Here is a 20,660-nt window from a genome sequence, read left to right as displayed (position 1 = left end):
AGTGCCAAATGTTTTGAGCAGTGGGAAGGCGCCAATGGCGTGATAAAGCTCATGGATTTTCACCTACACTCGCCTCTTGAGACTGAGCGTTTGGTTTTGCGACATTTTTCGCGCCGGGACGCTGATGCAATGTTTGCGTATCGCGGCCGTGAGGACGTGGCGCAATATCTGATGGATGAGGCGCTGACCCGCGAAGAATGCGCGCTGGCCATCCAGCAGAGGATAAATCATGTGCATTTGGATAAGGTCGATAGTCGGCTGACGCTGGCGGTCGAGACACGCGATGGGACCCTAGTGGGCGAGGTGTGTCTTATCCTGCGTAATGTTGAAGCGCGTCAGGGAGAAATTGGCTGGATTTTCCATCCCGATCATCAGGGCAAGGGCTACGCCAGCGAAGCGTGTCGGGTGCTGTTGGCTCTCGCCTTTCAAAGCGCCGAACTGCACCGCGTTTTTGCCCGTTGCGATGCTGCTAACACCCCATCGTGGCGCTTGATGGAGCGCTTGGGGATGCGGAAGGAAGCCCATTTCATCGAGCACGGCTTGTTCAAAGGGCGTTGGGATGAGGAACTGTACTACGCCATGCTGAGCCATGAGTGGCTCGCGCAAAATCAAGGCTCTAAGACGCTATTATAGGAGACAATATTTCGGGAACCGCGAGCACCTCACGCCGTTCAAAGGGCAAGTGCTGATATTTCACTCAACTGAAAGGGACCCGAGGATGTCGACTTTGCGTTTTCCGATTGAAACTGCTCATCTGATCTTACGCCCCTTTGAGCGCGCGGACGTGAAGGCTGTGTCGCGCTATCACGCTCTGCCAACGCTTGCCCGCTATTTGGAGCGTCCGTCTCGATATGCGGGAGACGAGGCCGACGCGGTTGAGCTGATGCGTAAGCAAACCGATCTGGTGCGGCCCGGTGATGTGCTCACCCTAGCGCTGTGCCGCAAGGGTGATGAACGGCTGATCGGGCAGGTTAGCTTGCGTTGGTATGATGCCATGGCGCGTCAGGGCGAAATGACATTTGCGATTGAGCCGACCATGAGTGGGCAAGGTTATTTGACGCAGGCTTTGTCGACCATGTTCGAATTGGGGTTCGACCATTTCAATATGCATCGTATCGTGGTGCGCAGTGATGCACGGTCCCACAACACCGTGAAATTGCTGCAGAAACTGGGTATGCGCCTTGAAGCGCATTACCGTGAGCATGCCCTTTATCAAGGCGATTGGGACGAAGAAATGCACTTCGCACTGCTCGACCGCGATTGGCGTCCGGCCACAAAAATCGTGCAATTACCGGTGCGTGGCCGCGTCGCTTGATTTGCCCCTAGCCAGCAATTGCGATATGCCGCCCAGACTTTCTAGGATGGGCGGCACATGGCAGGCACGGACAGTTCTCAACCGATCAACTACGCACCAACTCCGGCGATCATTTTGTGTGAGCCTCAGTTGGGAGAAAACATCGGTTCGGCCGCGCGTGCCATGGCCAATTTCGGCCTGTGGGACTTGCGCCTTGTCCGGCCCCGCGATGGCTGGCCCAATGAAAAGGCAATCGCTGCGGCATCCAAGGCTGACCACGTGCTGGAACGCGTGACGGTTTATGAAACTCTTGAAGAAGCTATTGCCGATTTGACGCTGGTCTATGCGACCACTGCGCGTTCGCGCGACATGCAAAAAGAGGTCTATGGGCCGGAAGAAGCCTCGGCGACCATGGCGACCCATATTCGCAAGGGCGAAAAGGTCGGCTTGCTGTTTGGACGTGAGCGCTGGGGACTGCTCAATGATGAAGTCGCGCTAGCTGACGCGATTGTGACGCTGCCGGTTGAAGCAGCTTTTGCCTCCCTCAACATTGCCCAAGCTGTCTTGCTGATGAGCTATGAGTTTCGTCGCACCAGCGAAGAAGGCAAAGCCCTGCCATTTGGCGATGGGCTGCATGAGCCTGCGCCACGCAACGAACTGGTGGGGCTGATGGAACATCTGGAAACCGTTTTGGAAGGGTCGGGGTTCTTCACCGCGCCTGACAAAAAGCCCAGCGTGATCACCAATCTGCGTACGGCGCTGACGCGTGGTCGCTTTACGAGCCAAGAAATCCGCACCTTGCGGGGAGTGATCTCTTCCATTGATCGTCGCCATGAGCGGCCGAACCCCAATCGGCAGAAGTCGCAGAAAGACGAGTGAGCTAGAGTTCACGCTCTATTTGGTCTTTGACGGCGTGGGGGCAAAGTGCGATGCAGTGTACTCATGAGTACGCACGCCCCCTCTGAGCCGTCCAAGCTCGCTTTTACTTATATCGGTTTCCGCTTTTTCTGGCTGACGACATTGCTCGTCAGCTTTTCCGTTCAGATCATGTCGGTCTCGATTGCGTGGCACATTTATGATGTGACAGGCAATGCGTTGCTGCTTGGGCTTGTCGGGCTGGCGCTGTTTTTGCCGGCGCTGGTTTTGATGCTGGTGACCGGGCTGACGGCGGACCGGTTTAGCCGACGCCGTATCATGGCCATTTGTTTGGCCGTTGAGCTCTTATGCGCACTGAGCTTTTTGGTGCTGACAGGGCGAAACAGCGACGAGGTTTGGCCGATGTTCGTTGTGCTGGTGTTTTTGGGCACGGCGCGGGCGTTCTGGGGACCGGCGGCGCAGTCTCTGGCGCCGAACCTTGTACCATCTGAGGCGCTCTCGAACGCGATCACGGTCAACGCTTCGGCCTGGCAATTCGCCTCCATCACCGGACCAGCCTTGGGGGGCTTGCTCTATGGGATGGGGCCAGCATTCGCTTTCGGGTCAGCGGCTCTGCTTTTGGCCGGTGGTATGATCACTGTGGTGCTAATCCCCAAGCCTGCGCAGCATAAGGCAGGACAGGCGACGAGCCTTGAGACCATTTTCGGCGGCTTTCGCTACATATTTTCGAACAAGGTCGTGTTGGGCGCGATCTCGCTCGATATGTTCGCGGTGTTGATGGGTGGGGCCTATGCGCTGCTGCCGATCTATACCAAGGATATTTTGCATGCGGGCCCAGTGGAGCTGGGGTTGCTGCGCGCGTCGCCGGGGATCGGGGCCATTGCGATGGCTCTCTACCTCACGCGGTTCCCGATCCGTGATCATGCCGGGAAGTTGCTGTTTTTGTTTGTTGGGCTGTTTGGCCTGTTTACGGTGATTTTTGGTCTGTCTTCGACCGTGTGGCTTTCGATCCCGGCTCTCATATTGGTCGGAGCCTCGGACATGGTCAGCGTGACCATTCGCGAAACCATCATGCAGCTGTGGACGCCCGAAGAGGTGCGTGGTCGCGTCAATGCCGTGAATTCGGTGTTTATCGGTGCGTCCAATGAGCTGGGCGAGTTCCGGGCCGGGACTGTGGCGCATTTCATTGGGGCTGTGCCAGCGGTGGTGATCGGCGGGTTTGGGGCCATGGCAATCGCCGTGATCTGGAGCCGGGTCTTTCCGCAATTGCGTGAGCAGCGGCAGATCAACAAGCGCATGGTGTAACATGTGCGCGAAAAGCGACGGCGCGGGCGGAAGATTGCCGCGTTTTCCGGCGCTTTGGGTTGACTCTTGGGGAGTCGGTCAATAAACACCGGCTCACCTATCCCGCCCTTCGGGGCTATAGGCGCACCCGGGATTCTCGCAAGGGAGTCTGTCGGCCTTGTGCAAGCAAGGCAAAGGAGGGCGCGAAACCTTCAACTCTCTACGAGAAGGATACGCGATGTCGAAGCGTCATTCCGTTAAGTACAAGATCGATCGTCGTCTTGGCGAAAACATCTGGGGCCGCCCAAAGTCCCCGCTGAACACCCGTGCATATGGCCCAGGCCAGCATGGTCAGCGTCGCAAGGGCAAGCTCTCCGACTACGGCCTACAGCTCCGCGCTAAGCAGAAGCTCAAGGGCTACTACGCTTCCATCACCGAAAAGGGCTTCCGTCGTCTTTATGACGAAGCAGCTCGTCGCAAGGGCGATACCGGTGAAAACCTAATCGGTCTGCTGGAAAGCCGTCTGGACGCGATCGTGTATCGCGCGAAGTTCGTTGCTACTCCATTCGCAGCTCGTCAGTTCGTGAACCACGGCCACATTCTGGTCAACGGTAAGCGCGTCAACATTCCTTCCTACCAGGTCAAGGTTGGTGACAAGATCGAAGTTCGTGAGCGCTCCAAGCAGCTCACCGTTCTGCTCGAAGCTGTTCAGCTTGCTGAACGCGACGTTCCAGATTACGTCGATGTTGACCACCACAAGATGACTGCGACCTACGTGCGCGTTCCGGCTCTGTCGGACGTTCCGTATCCAGTTCAGATGGAACCAAACCTGGTCGTCGAATTCTACTCGCGTTAATCCGCGTTTCGAATTTTTCGATACGGAAAGGGTCGCTCTTCGGAGCGGCCCTTTTTTGTTTTTTTGGGGGGCGTTTACCCCCACCTAGCCTCCCCCTGAGGAGGGGGAGGGATTGGATCGCGTATGTTGGGGGGACGTGCTGTACCCCCACCCGGCCTCCCCCTGATAGGGGGAGGGGAAGGCAGTGTTGGTGGGGAGAGGCGGGTTTGAACTCGGTCTGCTCCTCCCCCGCCTGCGGGGAGGTTGGGTGGGGGACCTGACTACGACCGCCAATAAAAAAGCCGCCCCAGGGGGCGGCTTTGATTGCTTAGGTCGTTGCGCCGGAGACGCTTACCTTGATTGGCTCTTGGTCGTTCGGGATGTGGCTCTCGAACTGACGCAAGCGCATGATGACCGATTGCAGCTCCACGATGACCGTCCAAGCGCGGGCGAAGAACTGGAAGGAGCTGAACACCTGCCCGAAGGCGATCTGGATCTGCTGGTAGAGGCCCATTGTGAGGGTACCTGCCAGGATCGAGGGGGCCATCACCAAGAGCGGCACATAGCCGATGACTTGGTTGTAGCCGTAGCGGGTCAGATTGAAGTAGGTGTAGTGGAAATAGAGGCGGAAGTAGTTCTTCTGCACGCCCGCAAAGAGCTCACGGATGGTCGCGGGTTGGGCGCGATCGGCTTGATCTTCGCCGAGAACGAGTTCCTTACGATAGGCCGCTTCAACGCGCTGGTTGGCGAAGTTGAGGCCTGGCAGCTTAATCCCAACGACAGCAAGCAAAGCTGTGCCAGCTGCAGCGCCGACCAAGGCGACCCATACCAGACCACCGGGAACGTCGCCGAAGAGTGGCAATTCGCTGATGTTTGCGGAGAGCGTCCAAAGCAGGGGGAGGAAGACGACGAGCGTAATCAAGCTGTCGAAGAACGCGGTGCCGAGATCTTCCATGATCTGGGCAAAGCGCATGGTGTCTTCTTGAACACGCTGCGCCGCGCCTTCGGTTTGGCGGATCTTTGGCCAATGGGCCATGTAGTAGAAGTTCATCGCCTTGCGCCAACGGAAGACGTAGTGCGAGGTGTAGAATGCGAGCAGAACCGACACCAGTACGCTGGGGAGCGCTACCAATAAAATGGTGCCAACGAGGCCGTAGAGCTGGTCGGCCGAGACCGATCCGGGTTGCGTGAGCGCAAGCTGGATGGTGTTAAAGAACGAGCCGGACCATTCGTTGACGAAGGCCGATACCTGCACTTGGAAATAGATGATCAGCAGGATGACCGTGGTGGACACCACTGACCACCAATACCAATCATTGCGCTGGTAGAAATACCAGAAGACGCAGAAGATCAGGGCTGTGATCAACACGAACTGATAGAGCCAGACGCGATCACCGTTCAGGAAATCGAGCTTGGCCCCAGCTTCCGCAGCGGCGGTTGGGTTCGGGGCGGGTTCGGTGGTGTCTCCGGCGTCGGCAGTCGTCGTAGCTAAAGCGTCGGGTGCAGCGGTTTCTGTCGTAGCCGTTTGAGCAGTGGTTGGGGCAGTCGTAGCCTCGATTGCGACCGGATGGGTGAAGCGATCAATGCTGATATAGGGTCGGATCGCATCGCCAACGGTGAACCAGATCACGACGGCGGCGAGAAGCCATAGCGCGGCAGAGCCGAAAAACAGTTTGGGTACGGGGAAAAAAGACCGAAACACCGAAATCTCCCGAGGTGTTCAATATTGCCTTATCTAGAGGCGAACCGCAGATTCACACAAGTTACACTGCGGTAAGTAAGTGCGTTCACGAGTTTGCCTTTCCCTTTCAATTCCGGGCTATCGGCGGTATCAGCAAGCTCACGTCTGATGAAGAGAGTTTTGCCAATGTCCGCGGTGATGGAAGCCCAAGCTACGCTGGATGAGGATGCTGATACCGGTATCCATCCCATCTTCGCTAAAGCGCCGCGTTCGGTGGAATTTAACAAGCTGCGTAAGCGCCTCATTCGCAATACTCGCGAAGCGCTTGAGAAGTTCGCCATGGTCCGTCCGGGCGAGAAGTGGCTGATTGCGCTGTCGGGCGGCAAGGATAGCTATGGGCTTTTGGCGCTGCTGCTCGACCTCAAGGCGCGCGGCATGCTGCCGGTTGAGCTGTTGGCGTGCAATCTCGACCAAGGGCAGCCGAATTTCCCGAAGCACATCCTGCCAGCGTTCTTGAGCGAATTGGGCATCGCGCACCGTATCGAATACAAGGACACCTATTCGATCGTGACCGATAAGCTGCCGCAGGGAGCAACCTATTGTTCGCTGTGCTCGCGCTTACGGCGCGGCAATCTCTATCGCATTGCACGTGAAGAGGGCTGTACGGCGCTGGTGCTGGGACACCATCGCGACGACAGCCTCGAAACCTTTTTCATGAACATGTTCCATGGCGGCAAGCTGGCGGCGATGCCGGCGAAGCTGGTCAATGACGAGGGCGATCTTGAAGTCCTGCGTCCGCTGATTTTCTGTGCGGAAGAGGATTTGCAAAAGTTCTCCGACCACATGCAGTTCCCGATTATTCCATGCGACCTGTGCGGTTCGCAGGATGGGTTGGAGCGCAATGCGATGAAGGCCATGCTCACCGATATTGAAAAGCGCATGCCGGGCCGTAAGGATACGATGATCCGGGCCATGGGAAACATCAATGCCAGCCATATGCTGGATACGCGCCTGTTTGATTTTGCGTCCCTTGCTGCTCAGCAGAAAGTTACCGAATGAACATTGACCGTCTCGCCGCGATTTTGAAACAAGCCGCACAGCAGGAGATACTGCCACGGTTCCGCAAACTCGAAGAGGGCGCGGTGCAGACCAAAACCAGCGCTTTTGATCTGGTGACCGAGGCGGATGTGAATGCCGAGCGCGTGATTACGGCGGCGATCAATGAGCATTCGCCGCGCCATATTGTGATTGGCGAAGAAGCGGTCTCGGCCAATGCGGCACTGCTCAACACCAACTTCGAGGATCGAGTCGTGATTTACGTCGATCCTGTTGATGGAACGGCTAATTTCGTCGGTGGGCTGCCGCTGTTTGCGGTCATGGCTGGCGTGGTGCAGAACGGGGAAACCGTCGCGGGCGTGATCTATGATCCGATGGGCGATGATTTCGTGATGGCGGAGCGCGGGTGTGGCGCTTGGCAGGTGTTTCCCGATGGTCGCCGTAAGCGTCTGAAATATGCCGATCCAGTGCCGGTTTCGGAAATGGGTGGGCTGACGTCAACGACCTATATTCCCGAACCACATCGCCGCGAGGTATTGGGCAATCTTAGCCTTGTGAAGGTGATCGCCAATTATCGCTGCGCGGGCCATGAGTATCGCCTCGCCGCCGATGGGCACGTGCACTTCCAAATGTACAACAAGACCATGCCTTGGGATCACGTGGCGGGTTCGTTGATTGTCGAGGAAGCGGGCGCGCATGTGGCCAAGCTGGATGGTTCGCCCTATCGCGCTGCAGACCTTGATGGTGGGCTGCTTATCGCGCCTGACAAGGACAGCTGGCAGGCGCTGCGCCGCGAGGTCTTTACCTTCTAAAGCGCAAGATGATCCGAGAATAAAGAAAAGGCCGGGTGCTGTGGTGCGCCCGGCCTTTTTTGGTTCTTAGTGTTCCGAGATGATCGGCTCGGCATTGGCATATTGCTCGCCCACGCCAAACAGCTTGCCCTTTTCGGCGATGAGCACGCAGACCAGTGCCATAACGCCCATGGTGAAGTAGCCCGCTGCAACGTTGAGCGCAGAGTGGTTGAACATCTGGCCGATCACCATGCCCATCAAAGCCCCGCCGACAGTTTGGATGAAGGCGAAGGTGGCGGCGGCCGTGCCTGCGACTGCGCCCAATGGTTCCATCGAAAGCGAGTTCATGTTCGAGCTGGTCCAGCCGAATGAGAACATGATGATCGCCAGAAGCGGATAGAAGACGACAAAGGGCAGATTGTTGGTCAGGGCCAGTATGGTCATGACGGCACCGAAGGTGGTGTAGACCAAGATGGCGCCATGGGCGAGGCGACGCATGCCCATGCGCCGGACGACGCGCGAGTTGGTGAAGGACGAGACCGCCATGAGGGCGCCAATGCCGGCGAATGCAGCGGTGAACCACAGGCCGAGCCCATAGACTTCGACGTAAACCTGTTGGGCCGAGGAGATGAAGCCCATGAGCGCACCGAAGAGGAACATGCCCGCGAGGCCATAGAAGAACGCAGTGCGGTTTGTGCAGACGATGCGGAAGCCAGAGGCGATGCTCTTGATGCTGAGCGGACGGCGTTTGTCTTCGCTGAGCGTCTCATCGAGCTTGAAATAGCCCCAGATCATGATGGCCAAGGCCAGTAGGCCCATGAAGATAAAGATGTTCTGCCATGGGCCGGTGAGGAGAAGCACCTGACCAATGCTTGGGGCAATGATGGGGATCGCCATGAAGACCATGAAGGTCAGAGACATGACCTCGGCCATTTCGCGGCCAGAGTATTTGTCACGAACGATGGCGGTGCAGATCACGCGCGCACTGGCGGCACCCATGCCCTGAACGAAGCGCAGCACCAAGAGAGTCGTGAAATCCTGCGCAAAGGCGGCAGCAATGGCGGCGATGATGTAGACGGTGATGCCAGCAAACAGAGGAATGCGGCGGCCAAAGCGGTCGGTCAGCGGGCCGAATGCCAGAACGGCGATGCCCATTCCGAGGGTGTAGGAGGTGACGACGAACTGCCGTTCGTTCTCGCTGACAACCCCTAGGGCTTCGCCCATATAGGGCAGGGCGGGCAACATGACGTCGACAGCAATAGCGTTCATCGTCATCAGTGCCGCTATGAGGGCAATGAAGTGCGGGCGCGAAATCGCGCGCGATATCCGATCTGTCATTATCAATACCTAGAGGTCGGCGAGGAGTAGCCGACGATTAGAAACGCGCGGACCATGAACCCGTTGCCAGCTTTTGGCAAGGCAACGGGCGAAATGGTGTGATTAATGTTGCATCGCGGTTTTGACCGCGAAATTTTTGTCTTTGATCTCGTTGATCGGGATGTGGACCGCAGCGGAGGCCAGGCCGAGCAGAATGCCGAGATACCACATCAGGTCATAGGCACCGGTCAGATCATAAACCAGACCGCCCAGCCAGACGCCGAAGAAGGAACCGATCTGGTGGCTGAGGAAGGCAATGCCATAGAGCATGCCCATGTAACGTGGGCCGAAGAAGAGGGTCACGAGCCCAGCCGTGAGCGGGACAGTGGAAAGCCAAAGTAGGCCCATGACTGCGCCGAAGATGTAGGCGCTGATTTCCGTGACGGGCAGGAAAACGAACCCCGCAATGGCGAGCGCGCGGAGGAAGTAGATGAGCGCAAGGAGGAGCTGCTTGGGCAGGCGTGAACCGAGCCAGCCTGAGAGGAGCGAGCCCGCGACGTTGAAGAGGCCGATAACGGCGATTGCCCAGCTGCCCACTTCTGGCGAAAGGCCACATTCGACCAGATAGGCCGGCATGTGAACGCCGATAAAGGCGAGGTGGAAGCCGCAAACAAAGAAGCCAATGACCAGAAGGCGATAGGAGCCATAGCCCCAAGCGCGCGACAGGGCCTGCATGAACTTCATATCGGCTTCGCCCGGAACGGACTCAGCGCGACCACGCAGTGCGCTGGAGAGCGGGATGATGAGCAAGAGGATCAGTGCGATCCAGACAAGAGCCATCTGCCAGCCGAAGGCAGAGATGAAGCCCTGACCGAGCGGGGCGAAAATGAACTGGCCTGCCGAGCTTGCTGCGGTGGCAATACCAAAAACAAAGCTGCGCTTTTCGGCGGGGACCACACGGCCGAAGGCGGCCATGACAACACCAAATGAGGCCACGGCGATACCGACGCCGGTGATGATGCCGGTGGTGAGAGTGAGGCTGAGAATGTCTGGAGAGAAGGCCATGCCCAGAACGCCGGCGGCGTAGATCAGCCCGCCAAAGGCAAGTACGCGGGCAGAGCCATATTTATCGGCCATTGCTCCGGCGAAGGGCTGGGTGAGGCCCCAAGCCAAGTTCTGTATCGCCATGGCCATGCCCCACTCCTGACGGGTGAGGCCGAGATCTTCCGTGATGGGCAGGGTGAACAGTCCAAAGGCGCCACGCGTGCCGAAACCAATAGCGGCAATAATGCAGCCCGCCAGAATAATGATGGGCAGAGGGAAATTGAGACGTGGAGCAGATGCGGACGCGAACATGACTCACCTATTTGTGCGCGGCGACGCTACGCCTAAGGCGAGATCACGAAAAGCAATAATAAATCATGGGCTGCATCACGAACTGTGATGACTTGACGTTTTGGGCATTTGGCACGACATGGCAGGGGACTGCATGAGGATACCATGATCCGCCATATCGTTCTTTTTACTGCAAAATCGCCGGACCTCGTTGATGAGGTCGTGGCTGGCCTGTCGATCCTCAAAACCATTCCCCATAGCCTCAAGTTTGAGGTGACGCGGAACACTAAGGTTGATCTCTACGGCAATGAGGTAGACGTGGTGGTTTATGGCGAGTTTGCCGATCAGGCGGCGCTAGATGCCTATAAACAGCATCCGACTTACGCTGAGTCCGTGGCGCGGGTTCGGCCGATACGGGACGTTCGCTTCGCAGCTGATGTGGTTGTTTCAGAATAGTAAAAAGCCCCGCCGAAGCGGGGCTTTTGCTTTAGGTGGCGCTAATTAAGCAGCCTTAACCGCAACGCCAGCCTCTTCGAGGTGCGTCTTCAGTTCGCCGGACTGGAACATCTCGCGCACGATGTCTGCGCCGCCGATGAACTCGCCCTTGATGTAGAGCTGTGGAATGGTTGGCCAGTTGGTGTAGGCCTTGATGCCTTCACGCAGTTCGCCGCTTTCCAGCACGTTGGCCGAGCCGAATTCGAGGCCGAGATAGTTGAGAATCTGGACGACCTGACCCGAGAAACCGCACTGCGGGAAATCGGGTGTACCCTTCATGAACAAGAACACGTCGTTGGACTTGATGCTGTTGTCGATGAAGGCGTTGATATCGGTCATGGGAAAAACCTTTCGAGAAATCCGGGTTCAAGGGCCGGGTCAAGTTGGCTCTTAAATAAGATAGGCGTGGCCATCTGTCGAGGTGGGCGCATCGGTATTTGACGATGGGCGTTAGAGGCGGGCGGCGATCCACGGGTGAGTGGTGACATCTGTGTCCTGCGTGACATGGACAGTGTCCCACCCGGCTTTTGCGGCGACGTCGAGAACCTTTTGGGTGTCATCGAAAAAGAGCGGTGGCTCGTCCGTCGGTGCCATGCGCTCGTCAGCCATAGCGAAGAATTTCTTGTCGTATTTGGTCCGGCCAAAGCGGGCGGAATAGAACATGTCTTCAAAAATGGTCTTTAAGCCAATGACGTGCCAGAGGTATTGCGCGCGCGTGTGATCTTGATTGGTGCCGAGATAGAGGCGCACGTCTGGGTGTTGGCGCAGCTGGCGGATGGTGTCGATGAGCGCTGTGTTCGGGTTGCAATCAAAGCTCAGCCAGAGATCGTGCACGGCCATGCTCGAGCCTTTGTAGCCGAAGGCTTTGAGGCGACGATCAAGCGCTTCGATCATTGGGACTTCGCCAATGAGGACGCGTTTGACGAAAATGTCGAAGATGAATTCGCGCTGGAAACGGTCTGCGTTGATGCCGAGTTTAGCGAGTTCAGCATCCCAGCGTTCGTGTTCATCCGGGCGCGAATGATAGCCATGAACCAAGACGCCATCGACGTCGAACACTACCGCTCGAGTCATTCCTCAATGGCTCCGAGTGTCAGCAATACCTGGCGGGGGATTTTGAGGTCGGCGATGACTTCGTCGTGGTCTTCAAAGCCAAGCAGTTCGCGCTGGACGAAATAGCCCCAGACCGCGTCGCGGGCTTCGGCAAGGGCCGCTTTGCGGTCCTCGCCTGTTTCCAATGCGGCAATGGCATTGATAACGCGCTTTTCGGCGGCTCCGAGGGAGTTCGCCTTCTCTGCCATGATCTCATGTTCGATGGTCGCGGTGCCGACCTCTGGTCGGACCATGCGAATGATATCGAGAGACGTGCGCAGATCGCTCAAGGCTTATTCCGGAACGTTGGTCTGGAGCGCGAGAGCGTGAAGGGCACCGCCCATGTCGCCGTTGAGAGCTGCGTAGACGAGCTGGTGCTGGGCCACGCGGGTCTTGCCGCGGAAGGCTTCAGAAATGACGTGAGCGGCGTAGTGATCGCCGTCGCCAGCCAGATCACGGATTTCAATGACGGCATCGGGCAGGGCGGCTTTGATGCGGCGCTCGATTTCAGTGGCGTCCATGGCCATGGGTAGTCTCCCTGCTGGAATAGTGTTTGTGCAAAATGGGCACATGCCAAGATATGGCATGTGCCCATGAGGTCTTCAACCGGGGCGATGCGCCGCGATTAGCTGTTCATGTAGTTTGGGAACCAGCTTTCATGTGCCGACTTGAGATCGGCCACCTTGACAGCGCGTGCGCCGCCAAGGGCGAGGCCGTCGCCACCAGTGGAGCCGATCCATGGCGCCTGGATGCCCAGAGCCTTGGCTTCGTCCCAAAGCTTGGCAATTTCATCGCCCTGCGGATCGAGATTGAGGGTGACGAGGTAACGGCCCTGATCTTCGCCGAAGAAAGTCTTGGCTGGTGCGTTGCCGTCGACGTCGGTGACAGTCGCGCCGATATTGCCAGCAATGGCCATTTCCGCGAGAGCAACGCCAAGGCCGCCATCGGACAGATCGTGGCAAGCGGTGACGACGCCGGAGCGGATCAGCTTGCGGACGAAGTCGCCGGTCTTGCGTTCAGCGGCAAGGTCAACGTGTGGCGCATCACCATCGCGACGATCGAAGAGATCGCGCAGATAGATCGACTGGCCGAGATGGGTGCCGCGTTCAGCAGGGCCACCGATGAGCAGGATTGGCTGGTTCTCAGCGACAAAACCGATGCGGACCGACTTTTCCCATTCAGGCAGAAGGCCAACGCCACCGATGGTCGGGGTCGGCAGAATGCCGCGACCGTTGGTTTCGTTGTAGAGCGAGACGTTGCCCGAGACGATTGGGAAATCGAGCGCACGGCACGCCGCGCCAATGCCTTCAACCGCCTTGACGAACTGGCCCATGATTTCTGGGCGTTCAGGATTGCCGAAGTTGAGGTTGTCGGTGGCGGCGAGTGGTTCTGCGCCGGTCGCCGTGAGGTTGCGCCAAGCTTCGGCAACAGCCTGCTTGCCACCTTCAAACGGGTTGGCTTCGCAATAGCGCGGATTCACGTCCGAGGTGAAGGCAAGGCCCTTATGCTCTGCGCCGTCTACACGAATGACGCCAGCATCGCCGCCCGGGCGCTGCATGGTATTGCCCTGAATATAGGTGTCATACTGTTCATAGACCCAACGGCGGGACGAGCACTGATGGCCGCCAACGAGCTGGAGGAGCGCGTCAGCAATATCCATCTGCGGCACGTCATCGGCAGCAAGGGCTGCGGGAATGACAGGCTCGGTCCATGGACGATCATATTCTGGAGCTTCGTCGCCGAGGTCCTTGATCGGAAGGTTGGCGACTTCGCGGCCCTGCCAGAGTACGCGGAAGCGCAGATCATCTGTGGTGACGCCAACGGTGGCGAAGTCGAGTTCCCACTTTTCGAAGACCTTGCGGGCTTCTGGCTCTTTTTCTGGGTGGAGAACCATGAGCATCCGCTCCTGGGATTCCGAGAGCATCATCTCATAGGCGGTCATGTGGTTTTCACGCACAGGGACCTTATCGAGATTGAGCTCAATGCCGAGGTCGCCCTTGGCGCCCATTTCGACAGCGGAGCAGGTGAGGCCAGCCGCACCCATGTCCTGAATAGCAATCACGGCACCAGTGGCCATGAGTTCAAGGCAAGCTTCGAGCAGACGCTTTTCGGTGAAGGGGTCGCCGACCTGAACGGTTGGGCGCTTCTCTTCGATGTCATCGCCGAATTCGGCCGACGCCATGGTCGCGCCACCAACGCCGTCGCGACCGGTCTTTGCGCCGAGGTAAACCACGGGCAGACCAACGCCTTCGGCCTTGGAATAGAAGATCTTGTCGGTGTCAGCCAAGCCAGCCGCGAACGCGTTGACGAGGTTGTTGCCATTGTAGCGGGCGTCAAATTCTACTTCGCCGCCAACGGTTGGCACGCCGAAGGCATTGCCATAGCCGCCAACGCCAGCCACCACACCATTGACGAGGTGACGGGTCTTTTCGTGTTCTGGAGCGCCAAAACGCAGAGCGTTCATGGCGGCGACTGGGCGAGCGCCCATGGTGAAGACGTCACGCAGAATGCCGCCAACGCCGGTCGCTGCGCCCTGATAGGGCTCGATGAAGCTTGGGTGGTTGTGGGATTCCATCTTGAAGACGACGGCCTGACCATCGCCAATGTCGACGACGCCAGCGTTTTCGCCTGGGCCCTGAATAACCCGTGGACCAGAGGTCGGCAGGGTGCGGAGCCATTTCTTGGAGCTCTTGTAGGAGCAGTGCTCGTTCCACATAGCCGAGAAAATACCGAGCTCAGTATAGGTCGGCTCGCGGCCGATGAGATCGAGAATCTTCTGGTATTCGTCCGGCTTGAGGCCGTGGGAAGCGACGAGTTCAGCGGTGACAGCGGGGTCTTGTGCGAAGGTCATTGCAAGGTTCCGGCAGCTAGAGTTCAGGCGACCTGAGAGAGGGCAGCAGCAAAGAGCGCGCGCCCATCATCACCGCCATGAGCGGCTTCGATCAGGTTTTCTGGATGAGGCATCAGGCCGAGAACATTCTTGGTGTCATTGAAGACGCCAGCGATGTTGTTGATCGAGCCGTTTGGATTGGTGCCTTCGGCGTAGCGGAACGCCACTTGGCCATTGCCTTCGACGCGAGCGAGGGTTTCGGCATCGGCGAAGTAATTGCCGTCGTGGTGGGCAATCGGGCAGCGGATGATCTGGCCTTGGGTGTAACCCTTGGTGAAGGCGCTGTCGGTGTTGACGACTTCGAGCTTCACTTCACGGCACGCAAATTTGAGCGAGGTGTTGCGCATCAGCGCGCCGGGCAGGAGGCCGGCTTCGATCAGGATCTGGAAGCCATTGCAGACGCCGAGAACTTTTACGCCCTTGGCGGCACGTTCGCGGACCTTGTCCATGATCGGCGAGCGGGCTGCGATAGCGCCGCAGCGGAGGTAGTCGCCATAGGAGAAACCGCCGGGAATAACGATCAGGTCAGTTTCTGGAAGATCGGTATCCTGATGCCATACGACATCGGGCTTTACGCCCCCGATCTTAGTGAGCGCCGCGATCATATCGCGGTCGCGGTTAAGGCCTGGAAACACGATGACAGCTGCCTTCATCGGTCAATCCTTTATGCATTGGGGGACGCGAGGTCCTTGTGGTGAGTCTTGGGCAAAAAGGCAAGCCAAAAGGTCAGTTTGAGGCGAATGGATGAAGGGTGGTGGAGCAGTGTGGTGTTTGCGGATCATCCCGTCGAGCCTCCCGCTGGTGAAGGGGAGGTGAAGGAGCCGTTGAGGGGGGCTTATAGAAGCGGGAAGGCCCCCTCACCCGGCCCAAGAGGGCCGACCTCTCCCCGTGGGGGCGAGGTAAGAAAGAGAAGGCCGTTCTCTCCTCGCAGGAGCAGGTAAGAAGGAGCAGGGGTGGTAAGGGGATTACTTGCCGCCGTGGGCTTCGAGATGGGCGACCATGTCGTTAAAGCCACGAGCCTTGGCGTGGGCGAGGGCGGTTACGCCGTCGTTGTCGGGGATATTTGGATCGGCCCCAGCCTCGAGCAGTGTTTTGACGATCTCAACAAAGATGGGGCCGCCATTGGTGAGAACGACAGCTTCCATGAGGGCTGTCCAGCCGAGGCGATTGACATGGTCGGGGGCAACGCCAGCGTCGAGTAGCGCGCGCACGGCTTCCGGGTGGCCTTTTTCTGCCGCTGGGATGAGGGCGGTGCCGCCGAAGCGGTTGACGCTTTTAAGGTCAGCGCCATTGGCCAAGGCGAGTTTTAGAATCTCAACGCGGCCTTGGGCGCCCGCAACGAGGTAAGGGCTATCCGCAATATTGTCCTTGGCGTTGACGTCGGCTCCGGCGGCGATGAGCTTTTCGGCAGCTGCGATGTCGTTCTGCCACGTCGCGACGAGGAGGGCTGTTTGGCCCTCGCTATTGCGCTCATTGATGTCGTCGCCGGCAGTTATGGCCGCTGTCAGTTTAGCGATGTCGCCTTGTTCTACCGCTTGCAGCACAGAAGCATGAGCGGAGGTCATCGACATCACCAATACTCCGACAATTGTAAGGTAGCGCATGGAATGTCCCCGATTTGGTCGGGGGACGGTGGGCGCACTTTAGGGCGAATGATGGGCGGAGCAGTGTTTCGCTGTCGCCCATGCATGTCACGCGCCCTTGGCTTAGATCTGCTCGCCCAAATAGCCGACTTCAATGCGCTGGAAGAGGGCACCTTCCTTCATCGTGGTGAGCCACTTTTGGAAATCGGCGACATCAGCAAAACCGGCTCGCTTGGCATCGGCTTCGGTGACATCGTCCGGGCTCATATTGGTGATGGACTTGATCGCGAGGCAGCCGACTTTCGTTTTCAACGTCCCGCCTTCTTTGACGGTCTGGCGGTTCCAGCGGCGGAAGACAACGTCCACTTTGCCAGCTTTGATGTCTTCCAAAAGCGCGAGTTTGAGGAGCATGGCTTAGTCCAATACGGCTTGGGCTGTGATTTCGATCTTGAGGCCCGCAGCGAGCAATTCTTTGACGACCACAGTGGCCCGAACAGGGTAGGGCTGTTCGGTGAAGAACTCGCGATAGACCGCGTTCATGCCAGCAGCGTCGGCGCTATCGGTGAGAAAGATTTGGTTCATGACGATATTGCGCAGGGAGCCCCCTGCGGCCTTAACCGCGATCTCAAGGTTTTGGATGCAGCGCCGGGCTTGGTCTTCGATAGGACCTTGGAGGATTTTACCAGTGGTGGGATCTTCGGCGATGGCGACCAGCCACACATGCTTTCCGGCGCGAACAGCATCATTGATAGGGGCGGAGGACGGGGCGATCCCGGTATCGATGCGTTCGATCATTCTGGCCTCTTAAGAATCAAGGGTGACAGGTTGTTTTCTGACCTGCCTTATGACAAACACTGCCCGACCAGCCAAATGCGGGCGTGGTGGAATCGGTAGACACAAGGGACTTAAAATCCCTCGGCGATAGCTGTGCGGGTTCAAGTCCCGCCGCCCGCACCATATGGCATTCGCGACTAAGTATCCGGCACATACAGCGCCTAAAAATGGGCTTCTAAGGTCCGCGTGTTGCGCGCTCGCCTTGTGCCTAATTTGACTGTGCGCTTAACGGTTTGACCGAAATATGTAGGTCGCCAATTCAATTATTTCTGCTGCAAGTGAAAAAATACTTCGCGAGGGTGCCGTGATTAACCGTAACGGTTTCATTCCTTCGGTTAGATTTACTAAATTCGGTAACTACAAGTGTTTACCGCTTATAAAGGCGTGTCTGCAAATCTGATGGCTAAAGAGTTTGTGTAGGTTCTTTAAATGAAAAGTGCATTTTGTGCCGTTTTTGCATCGATCGCTCTGGTATCAACTGTAGCTGCGGCAGACTTAGGTGTTGTCAATGTTGCTACCCCGGAAGCGTATATTGAACCTTCAACGTTCAATTGGACTGTGGAGTGGACCCTGTTTCACCGGACAGGCGGCGGTTGGGTTTAGGCACTGAGGCGCAGGAACTCGCGTGGTGAGCGGAACTTGAGCCCGGAGTGCGGGTGAACCTCACAGTAATCGTCGATCCATCCTGGCAGCAAGGCCAGGATTGTGCCGGCGTCTGGGAGGATGACGGTTGAGGCATAGTCCCTTTTCAGGGTTTTGACGAACGCCTCAGACATGCCGTTGCTCTGCGGGCTTCGAACCGGGGTGAAGAGCAAGTCGATGCCCAATGCTGCGGCCACCTGTGCGGTCTGCCTGGCGATATAGGCGCTGCCATTGTCCGACAGCCACTCCAGTCGCTGCGGGACCTTGAGGGTCTTGAAGCGGCGTTCGACGGCCGCGATCATCAGATCGCAGACCATCTCGCCGGAGATGCCGGCATTGGCGACGGCCGACCAGGCAATGATCTCCCGATCGCAGGCGTCGATAACGAAGACGATACGCACCACCTCGCCATTGCGGGAGTGGATCTCTAGATGATCTGAACACCAGCGGATATTGGAGCGCAGGGCAACGACGACCCCGTCATGGGTGCGTGTGGGCCGCAGGGCAGTATGCTTTTGAAGGGTGAGCCCGTGCTGTTGCATGACCCTTAGAACCCGCTTGGTGTTGACGGTGGGTTTGGCCTCTTTACGCCGCTGCCGGTTGAGCAATGCCGACACGCGGCGATAGCCATAGGTGGGGCGTTGATCGATGATCGGGCGAAGTTCGGCAAGAAGGGCCACATCATCGGCCTTGCGATAGGGTCCGCGAGGCTTTGAAGGCTTGCTGGCGCGCTCGATCAGGTTAGACCGAGACACGCCCAACGTTCTGGCAATGGCGCTCATGGGGTATCGTCCTCGGGATTGCTCCACGACAGCAAGGGCGACGTCCGTTTTTTTGGGCGCGCGATATCCAGAGCCTCCTTCAGGATCTCGGCTTCCATGGTCTTCTTGCCCAGCATGCGCTCGAGGTCGCGCACGCGCTTCTCCAACTCGCGGACCTGAGAGGCGCCCACAACATCTTCGTCGGCCTGGACAGCCGCATGGCCGCCCTCGAGCATGCGGCGCTTCCAGGCGAAGAGCTGAGAGGGGGAAATGCCAGCGCGGCGTGCCACGTAGGAAACGCTCATGCCGGGCTGCATGGCTTCTTCAACCAGCCGCACCTTCTCGGAAACGGACCAGCGACGCCGGCGCTGCACGGAGGTGATGACTTCGACCCGTCGAAACGGCTCATCTGAACTCTTGGACATAGTCGTACTCATAGGCGCATGCCTATGCCTTATCGGCTATGCCGCCTGTCCGGTCAAAATGGGGTGCGCTCCAGACTGGGCTTTACGCCGGTGCAAATGTCGGCTTAGGCAGTGGCGACGTCTATTGGATTGGGTCGCATCAGTTCAATTTCAAGGGTGCGTTTGCAGGCGTTCAAGCGGGTTACAACCACGATTTAGGTGGGTTGGTTATTGGCGCTGAAGCGGACATTCAGCTTTCCGGGATCATCAACAAAGATACTTCGCCTGGAAGAACGCCCGCCGTAACTTCGCGAATAGAGAACTTTGGCTCGGCGCGCGCTCGCGTAGGCGTTGCCATTGATCGCGTCATGCCATTTGTCAGCGGTGGTTTTGCTTGGGCTAATGTCAGCTTGGAAGATGTGACCAGAAAAGAAACGGAGTTTTATACTGGCTGGACTGTGGGTGGCGGCGTCGAAGTTGCTCTGACCGACAACATCACCGCTAAGGGTGAGTATTTTTATGCCAAGTTTGGAAGCAAGCAATTTGGCACGGGTTACGATTTCGACCTTGAGTCCCACGTTGCGCGCGTTGGTCTGAACTACAAGTTCTGAGTCTACATCGACACTCTCGATGAGTTTCTAAGGCCGTGGCGTATCTGCTGCGGCCTTAATCGCATCTGCCGGCCGAGCAACGGCCGCTTAGCACAACTGGCCACCCCCTTCGTGTGTCGTCCGTCAATTTGTAAGCGAGTGAACCGCGCATTTTGACGTTTAGGCAAGTCTCAGTACACTTTCGACTCTTCTATCAGGGAAGGTTGATGCCGCGAAATTCTGGCACTAGTAGTGAGGTAAATTGCCCACCGAAATGCGTGCATCTGCCTGTCACTGAAGGTGGCGAGCTAGGCGAGTTTCTCCAAAACAAAAAAGGCGCTCCGGAGAGCGCCTTTGGTGGTTCAGAGAAACTAATAGAGAAATCAGTCGGTGCCGCCGGAGATTGGGGCGACGTAGGCGACATCCAGATCCCATGGGAAGAAGATCCAGGTGTCTTGGGACACTTCGGTGATGAAGGTGTCGACCAGTTCGCGGCCCATTGGCTTGGCGTAGACGGTGGCGAAGTGCGCGCCGGGCAGCATTTCGCGGACGACGCGGGCGGTGTTGCCGGTGTCGACCAGATCGTCAACGATCAGGATCTTGCCGCCGCTGCGCGACAGATCGAGGATCGGCTGGGTGATTTCCTTGAGAACCTTGATGCCAGTCTGGTTCTGGTGGTCGTAGCTCTTGCAGGCGACGGTTTCGACGGTGCGGATGTTCAATTCACGCGCAACGATGGCGGCTGGAACGAGACCGCCACGGGCAATAGCGACAACGGCGTCGAACGTGCCCATGCCAGCCAAGCGCCATGCGAGAGCGCGGCTGTCGCGGTGGAACTGGTCCCAGGTTACAGGAAAGGACTTCTGATTATCGGTGCTCAAAGCTGGTCTCCTGGAGGGC

The 20,660-nt window shown here is 57.8% G+C and carries 23 protein-coding genes and 1 tRNA gene; 10 read left to right on the top strand and 14 right to left on the bottom strand.

From position 1 onward, the window contains the following. The first annotated feature begins 51 nt into the window (after nucleotides 1-51). From H4N61_RS11165 to rpsD, 5 genes are all read left to right on the top strand, one after another. Entirely contained in the window at nucleotides 52-633 is a 582-nt protein-coding gene (locus tag H4N61_RS11165; protein ID WP_182394032.1) for a GNAT family protein, read from the top strand. 94 nt (nucleotides 634-727) lie between these two features. Beyond that, a complete protein-coding gene (locus tag H4N61_RS11160; RefSeq protein ID WP_169195069.1) occupies nucleotides 728-1,315 on the top strand; it encodes a GNAT family protein in 588 nt (195 codons plus the stop codon). A 57-nt stretch (nucleotides 1,316-1,372) separates the two neighbouring features. After that, entirely contained in the window at nucleotides 1,373-2,173 is an 801-nt protein-coding gene (locus tag H4N61_RS11155; RefSeq protein ID WP_182394031.1) for an RNA methyltransferase, read from the top strand. 63 nt (nucleotides 2,174-2,236) lie between these two features. Continuing rightward, nucleotides 2,237-3,475: an MFS transporter gene (locus H4N61_RS11150; RefSeq protein WP_182394030.1), complete on the top strand. Its 1,239-nt coding sequence runs from the start codon at nucleotides 2,237-2,239 to the stop codon at nucleotides 3,473-3,475. A gap of 217 nt (nucleotides 3,476-3,692) precedes the next feature. Beyond that, the gene (rpsD, locus tag H4N61_RS11145) at nucleotides 3,693-4,310 is read left to right on the top strand and encodes a 30S ribosomal protein S4 (protein WP_169195066.1); all 618 of its coding nucleotides are present in this window, start codon (nucleotides 3,693-3,695) and stop codon (nucleotides 4,308-4,310) included. Nucleotides 4,311-4,617: 307 nt separating this feature from the next. Here rpsD and H4N61_RS11140 read toward each other — a convergent pair whose 3' ends face one another. Further along, entirely contained in the window at nucleotides 4,618-5,991 is a 1,374-nt protein-coding gene (locus H4N61_RS11140) for an SbmA/BacA-like family transporter (protein ID WP_182394029.1), read from the bottom strand. Between the two features lie 177 nt (nucleotides 5,992-6,168). Between H4N61_RS11140 and ttcA the strand changes: the two genes are divergently transcribed. After that, a complete protein-coding gene (gene ttcA / locus H4N61_RS11135; protein WP_182396009.1) occupies nucleotides 6,169-7,029 on the top strand; it encodes a tRNA 2-thiocytidine(32) synthetase TtcA in 861 nt (286 codons plus the stop codon). Further along, nucleotides 7,026-7,838: an inositol monophosphatase family protein gene (locus H4N61_RS11130; protein WP_182394028.1), complete on the top strand. Its 813-nt coding sequence runs from the start codon at nucleotides 7,026-7,028 to the stop codon at nucleotides 7,836-7,838. Before ttcA ends, H4N61_RS11130 begins: the two co-directional genes overlap by 4 nt. A gap of 66 nt (nucleotides 7,839-7,904) precedes the next feature. Here H4N61_RS11130 and H4N61_RS11125 read toward each other — a convergent pair whose 3' ends face one another. Next, nucleotides 7,905-9,155, bottom strand: coding sequence for a multidrug effflux MFS transporter (locus H4N61_RS11125; protein WP_210337008.1), 1,251 nt, complete (start codon nucleotides 9,153-9,155; stop codon nucleotides 7,905-7,907). A gap of 102 nt (nucleotides 9,156-9,257) precedes the next feature. Next, nucleotides 9,258-10,490, bottom strand: coding sequence for an MFS transporter (locus H4N61_RS11120; protein ID WP_169195063.1), 1,233 nt, complete (start codon nucleotides 10,488-10,490; stop codon nucleotides 9,258-9,260). A 144-nt stretch (nucleotides 10,491-10,634) separates the two neighbouring features. Between H4N61_RS11120 and H4N61_RS11115 the strand changes: the two genes are divergently transcribed. Further along, the gene (locus tag H4N61_RS11115; protein WP_169195062.1) at nucleotides 10,635-10,925 is read left to right on the top strand and encodes a Dabb family protein; all 291 of its coding nucleotides are present in this window, start codon (nucleotides 10,635-10,637) and stop codon (nucleotides 10,923-10,925) included. A gap of 45 nt (nucleotides 10,926-10,970) precedes the next feature. Here H4N61_RS11115 and grxD read toward each other — a convergent pair whose 3' ends face one another. The 9 genes from grxD to H4N61_RS11070 form a co-directional block, all read right to left on the bottom strand. Beyond that, the gene (grxD, locus tag H4N61_RS11110; protein WP_169195061.1) at nucleotides 10,971-11,303 is read right to left on the bottom strand and encodes a Grx4 family monothiol glutaredoxin; all 333 of its coding nucleotides are present in this window, start codon (nucleotides 11,301-11,303) and stop codon (nucleotides 10,971-10,973) included. 111 nt (nucleotides 11,304-11,414) lie between these two features. Then, nucleotides 11,415-12,038, bottom strand: a complete 624-nt coding sequence (locus H4N61_RS11105; protein WP_182394027.1) for an HAD family hydrolase — start codon at nucleotides 12,036-12,038, stop codon at nucleotides 11,415-11,417. Next, nucleotides 12,035-12,346: a DUF6665 family protein gene (locus H4N61_RS11100; protein ID WP_248305948.1), complete on the bottom strand. Its 312-nt coding sequence runs from the start codon at nucleotides 12,344-12,346 to the stop codon at nucleotides 12,035-12,037. The genes H4N61_RS11105 and H4N61_RS11100 overlap by 4 nt, the downstream gene beginning before the upstream one ends. Before the next feature lie 3 nt (nucleotides 12,347-12,349). Then, a complete protein-coding gene (locus tag H4N61_RS11095; protein WP_169195058.1) occupies nucleotides 12,350-12,583 on the bottom strand; it encodes a BolA family transcriptional regulator in 234 nt (77 codons plus the stop codon). A 98-nt stretch (nucleotides 12,584-12,681) separates the two neighbouring features. Next, a complete protein-coding gene (gene purL / locus H4N61_RS11090) occupies nucleotides 12,682-14,907 on the bottom strand; it encodes a phosphoribosylformylglycinamidine synthase subunit PurL (protein ID WP_182394026.1) in 2,226 nt (741 codons plus the stop codon). A 23-nt stretch (nucleotides 14,908-14,930) separates the two neighbouring features. Further along, nucleotides 14,931-15,599, bottom strand: a complete 669-nt coding sequence (purQ, locus tag H4N61_RS11085) for a phosphoribosylformylglycinamidine synthase subunit PurQ (RefSeq protein WP_182394025.1) — start codon at nucleotides 15,597-15,599, stop codon at nucleotides 14,931-14,933. A gap of 312 nt (nucleotides 15,600-15,911) precedes the next feature. Then, a complete protein-coding gene (locus H4N61_RS11080) occupies nucleotides 15,912-16,511 on the bottom strand; it encodes an ankyrin repeat domain-containing protein (RefSeq protein ID WP_182396005.1) in 600 nt (199 codons plus the stop codon). Between the two features lie 141 nt (nucleotides 16,512-16,652). Further along, on the bottom strand, nucleotides 16,653-16,940 hold the full coding sequence (locus H4N61_RS11075) for a hypothetical protein (protein ID WP_169195055.1): 288 nt from the start codon (nucleotides 16,938-16,940) through the stop codon (nucleotides 16,653-16,655). 3 nt (nucleotides 16,941-16,943) lie between these two features. Then, nucleotides 16,944-17,324, bottom strand: coding sequence for a RidA family protein (locus tag H4N61_RS11070; RefSeq protein ID WP_169195054.1), 381 nt, complete (start codon nucleotides 17,322-17,324; stop codon nucleotides 16,944-16,946). A 77-nt stretch (nucleotides 17,325-17,401) separates the two neighbouring features. Between H4N61_RS11070 and H4N61_RS11065 the strand changes: the two genes are divergently transcribed. Next, nucleotides 17,402-17,486 (top strand) — tRNA-Leu (locus H4N61_RS11065). A gap of 476 nt (nucleotides 17,487-17,962) precedes the next feature. On the opposite strand, the gene H4N61_RS11060 is transcribed toward H4N61_RS11065, so the two are convergent. Further along, nucleotides 17,963-19,191 (bottom strand): IS3 family transposase gene (locus tag H4N61_RS11060; RefSeq protein ID WP_248306507.1). Its coding sequence is split into 2 segments (ribosomal slippage): nucleotides 17,963-18,843 and nucleotides 18,843-19,191, totalling 1,230 coding nucleotides; the frame shifts between segments, so codons are not numbered across the junction. Between the two features lie 38 nt (nucleotides 19,192-19,229). Here H4N61_RS11060 and H4N61_RS11055 point away from each other — a divergent pair. Then, nucleotides 19,230-19,781: an outer membrane protein gene (locus H4N61_RS11055; protein WP_182394024.1), complete on the top strand. Its 552-nt coding sequence runs from the start codon at nucleotides 19,230-19,232 to the stop codon at nucleotides 19,779-19,781. Nucleotides 19,782-20,143: 362 nt separating this feature from the next. Here the strand turns inward: H4N61_RS11055 and gpt are convergent, their stop codons facing one another. Further along, the gene (gene gpt, locus H4N61_RS11050; RefSeq protein ID WP_182394023.1) at nucleotides 20,144-20,641 is read right to left on the bottom strand and encodes a xanthine phosphoribosyltransferase; all 498 of its coding nucleotides are present in this window, start codon (nucleotides 20,639-20,641) and stop codon (nucleotides 20,144-20,146) included. Between the last annotated feature and the right edge of the window lie 19 nt (nucleotides 20,642-20,660).

The organism is Devosia sp. MC521 (assembly GCF_014127105.1).
Taxonomy (GTDB): domain Bacteria; phylum Pseudomonadota; class Alphaproteobacteria; order Rhizobiales; family Devosiaceae; genus Devosia.
Note: the sequence above shows the minus strand (reverse complement) of the source record. Positions and strands in the feature narration are given on the sequence as shown.

Excerpts from the sequence above, each read along its gene's own strand:
- H4N61_RS11165 (WP_182394032.1), top strand. The coding sequence starts at position 52 with ATGGATTTTCACCTACACTCGCCTCTTGAGACTGAGCGTTTGGTTTTG.
- H4N61_RS11155 (WP_182394031.1), top strand. The coding sequence starts at position 1,373 with ATGGCAGGCACGGACAGTTCTCAACCGATCAACTACGCACCAACTCCG.
- H4N61_RS11150 (WP_182394030.1), top strand. The coding sequence starts at position 2,237 with ATGAGTACGCACGCCCCCTCTGAGCCGTCCAAGCTCGCTTTTACTTAT.
- rpsD (WP_169195066.1), top strand. The coding sequence starts at position 3,693 with ATGTCGAAGCGTCATTCCGTTAAGTACAAGATCGATCGTCGTCTTGGC.
- ttcA (WP_182396009.1), top strand. The coding sequence starts at position 6,169 with ATGGAAGCCCAAGCTACGCTGGATGAGGATGCTGATACCGGTATCCAT.
- H4N61_RS11130 (WP_182394028.1), top strand. The coding sequence starts at position 7,026 with ATGAACATTGACCGTCTCGCCGCGATTTTGAAACAAGCCGCACAGCAG.
- H4N61_RS11125 (WP_210337008.1), bottom strand. The coding sequence starts at position 9,155 with ATGACAGATCGGATATCGCGCGCGATTTCGCGCCCGCACTTCATTGCC.
- H4N61_RS11120 (WP_169195063.1), bottom strand. The coding sequence starts at position 10,490 with ATGTTCGCGTCCGCATCTGCTCCACGTCTCAATTTCCCTCTGCCCATC.
- H4N61_RS11115 (WP_169195062.1), top strand. The coding sequence starts at position 10,635 with ATGATCCGCCATATCGTTCTTTTTACTGCAAAATCGCCGGACCTCGTT.
- grxD (WP_169195061.1), bottom strand. The coding sequence starts at position 11,303 with ATGACCGATATCAACGCCTTCATCGACAACAGCATCAAGTCCAACGAC.
- H4N61_RS11105 (WP_182394027.1), bottom strand. The coding sequence starts at position 12,038 with ATGACTCGAGCGGTAGTGTTCGACGTCGATGGCGTCTTGGTTCATGGC.
- H4N61_RS11095 (WP_169195058.1), bottom strand. The coding sequence starts at position 12,583 with ATGGCCATGGACGCCACTGAAATCGAGCGCCGCATCAAAGCCGCCCTG.
- purL (WP_182394026.1), bottom strand. The coding sequence starts at position 14,907 with ATGACCTTCGCACAAGACCCCGCTGTCACCGCTGAACTCGTCGCTTCC.
- purQ (WP_182394025.1), bottom strand. The coding sequence starts at position 15,599 with ATGAAGGCAGCTGTCATCGTGTTTCCAGGCCTTAACCGCGACCGCGAT.
- H4N61_RS11080 (WP_182396005.1), bottom strand. The coding sequence starts at position 16,511 with ATGACCTCCGCTCATGCTTCTGTGCTGCAAGCGGTAGAACAAGGCGAC.
- H4N61_RS11075 (WP_169195055.1), bottom strand. The coding sequence starts at position 16,940 with ATGCTCCTCAAACTCGCGCTTTTGGAAGACATCAAAGCTGGCAAAGTG.
- H4N61_RS11070 (WP_169195054.1), bottom strand. The coding sequence starts at position 17,324 with ATGATCGAACGCATCGATACCGGGATCGCCCCGTCCTCCGCCCCTATC.
- H4N61_RS11055 (WP_182394024.1), top strand. The coding sequence starts at position 19,230 with ATGCCGCCTGTCCGGTCAAAATGGGGTGCGCTCCAGACTGGGCTTTAC.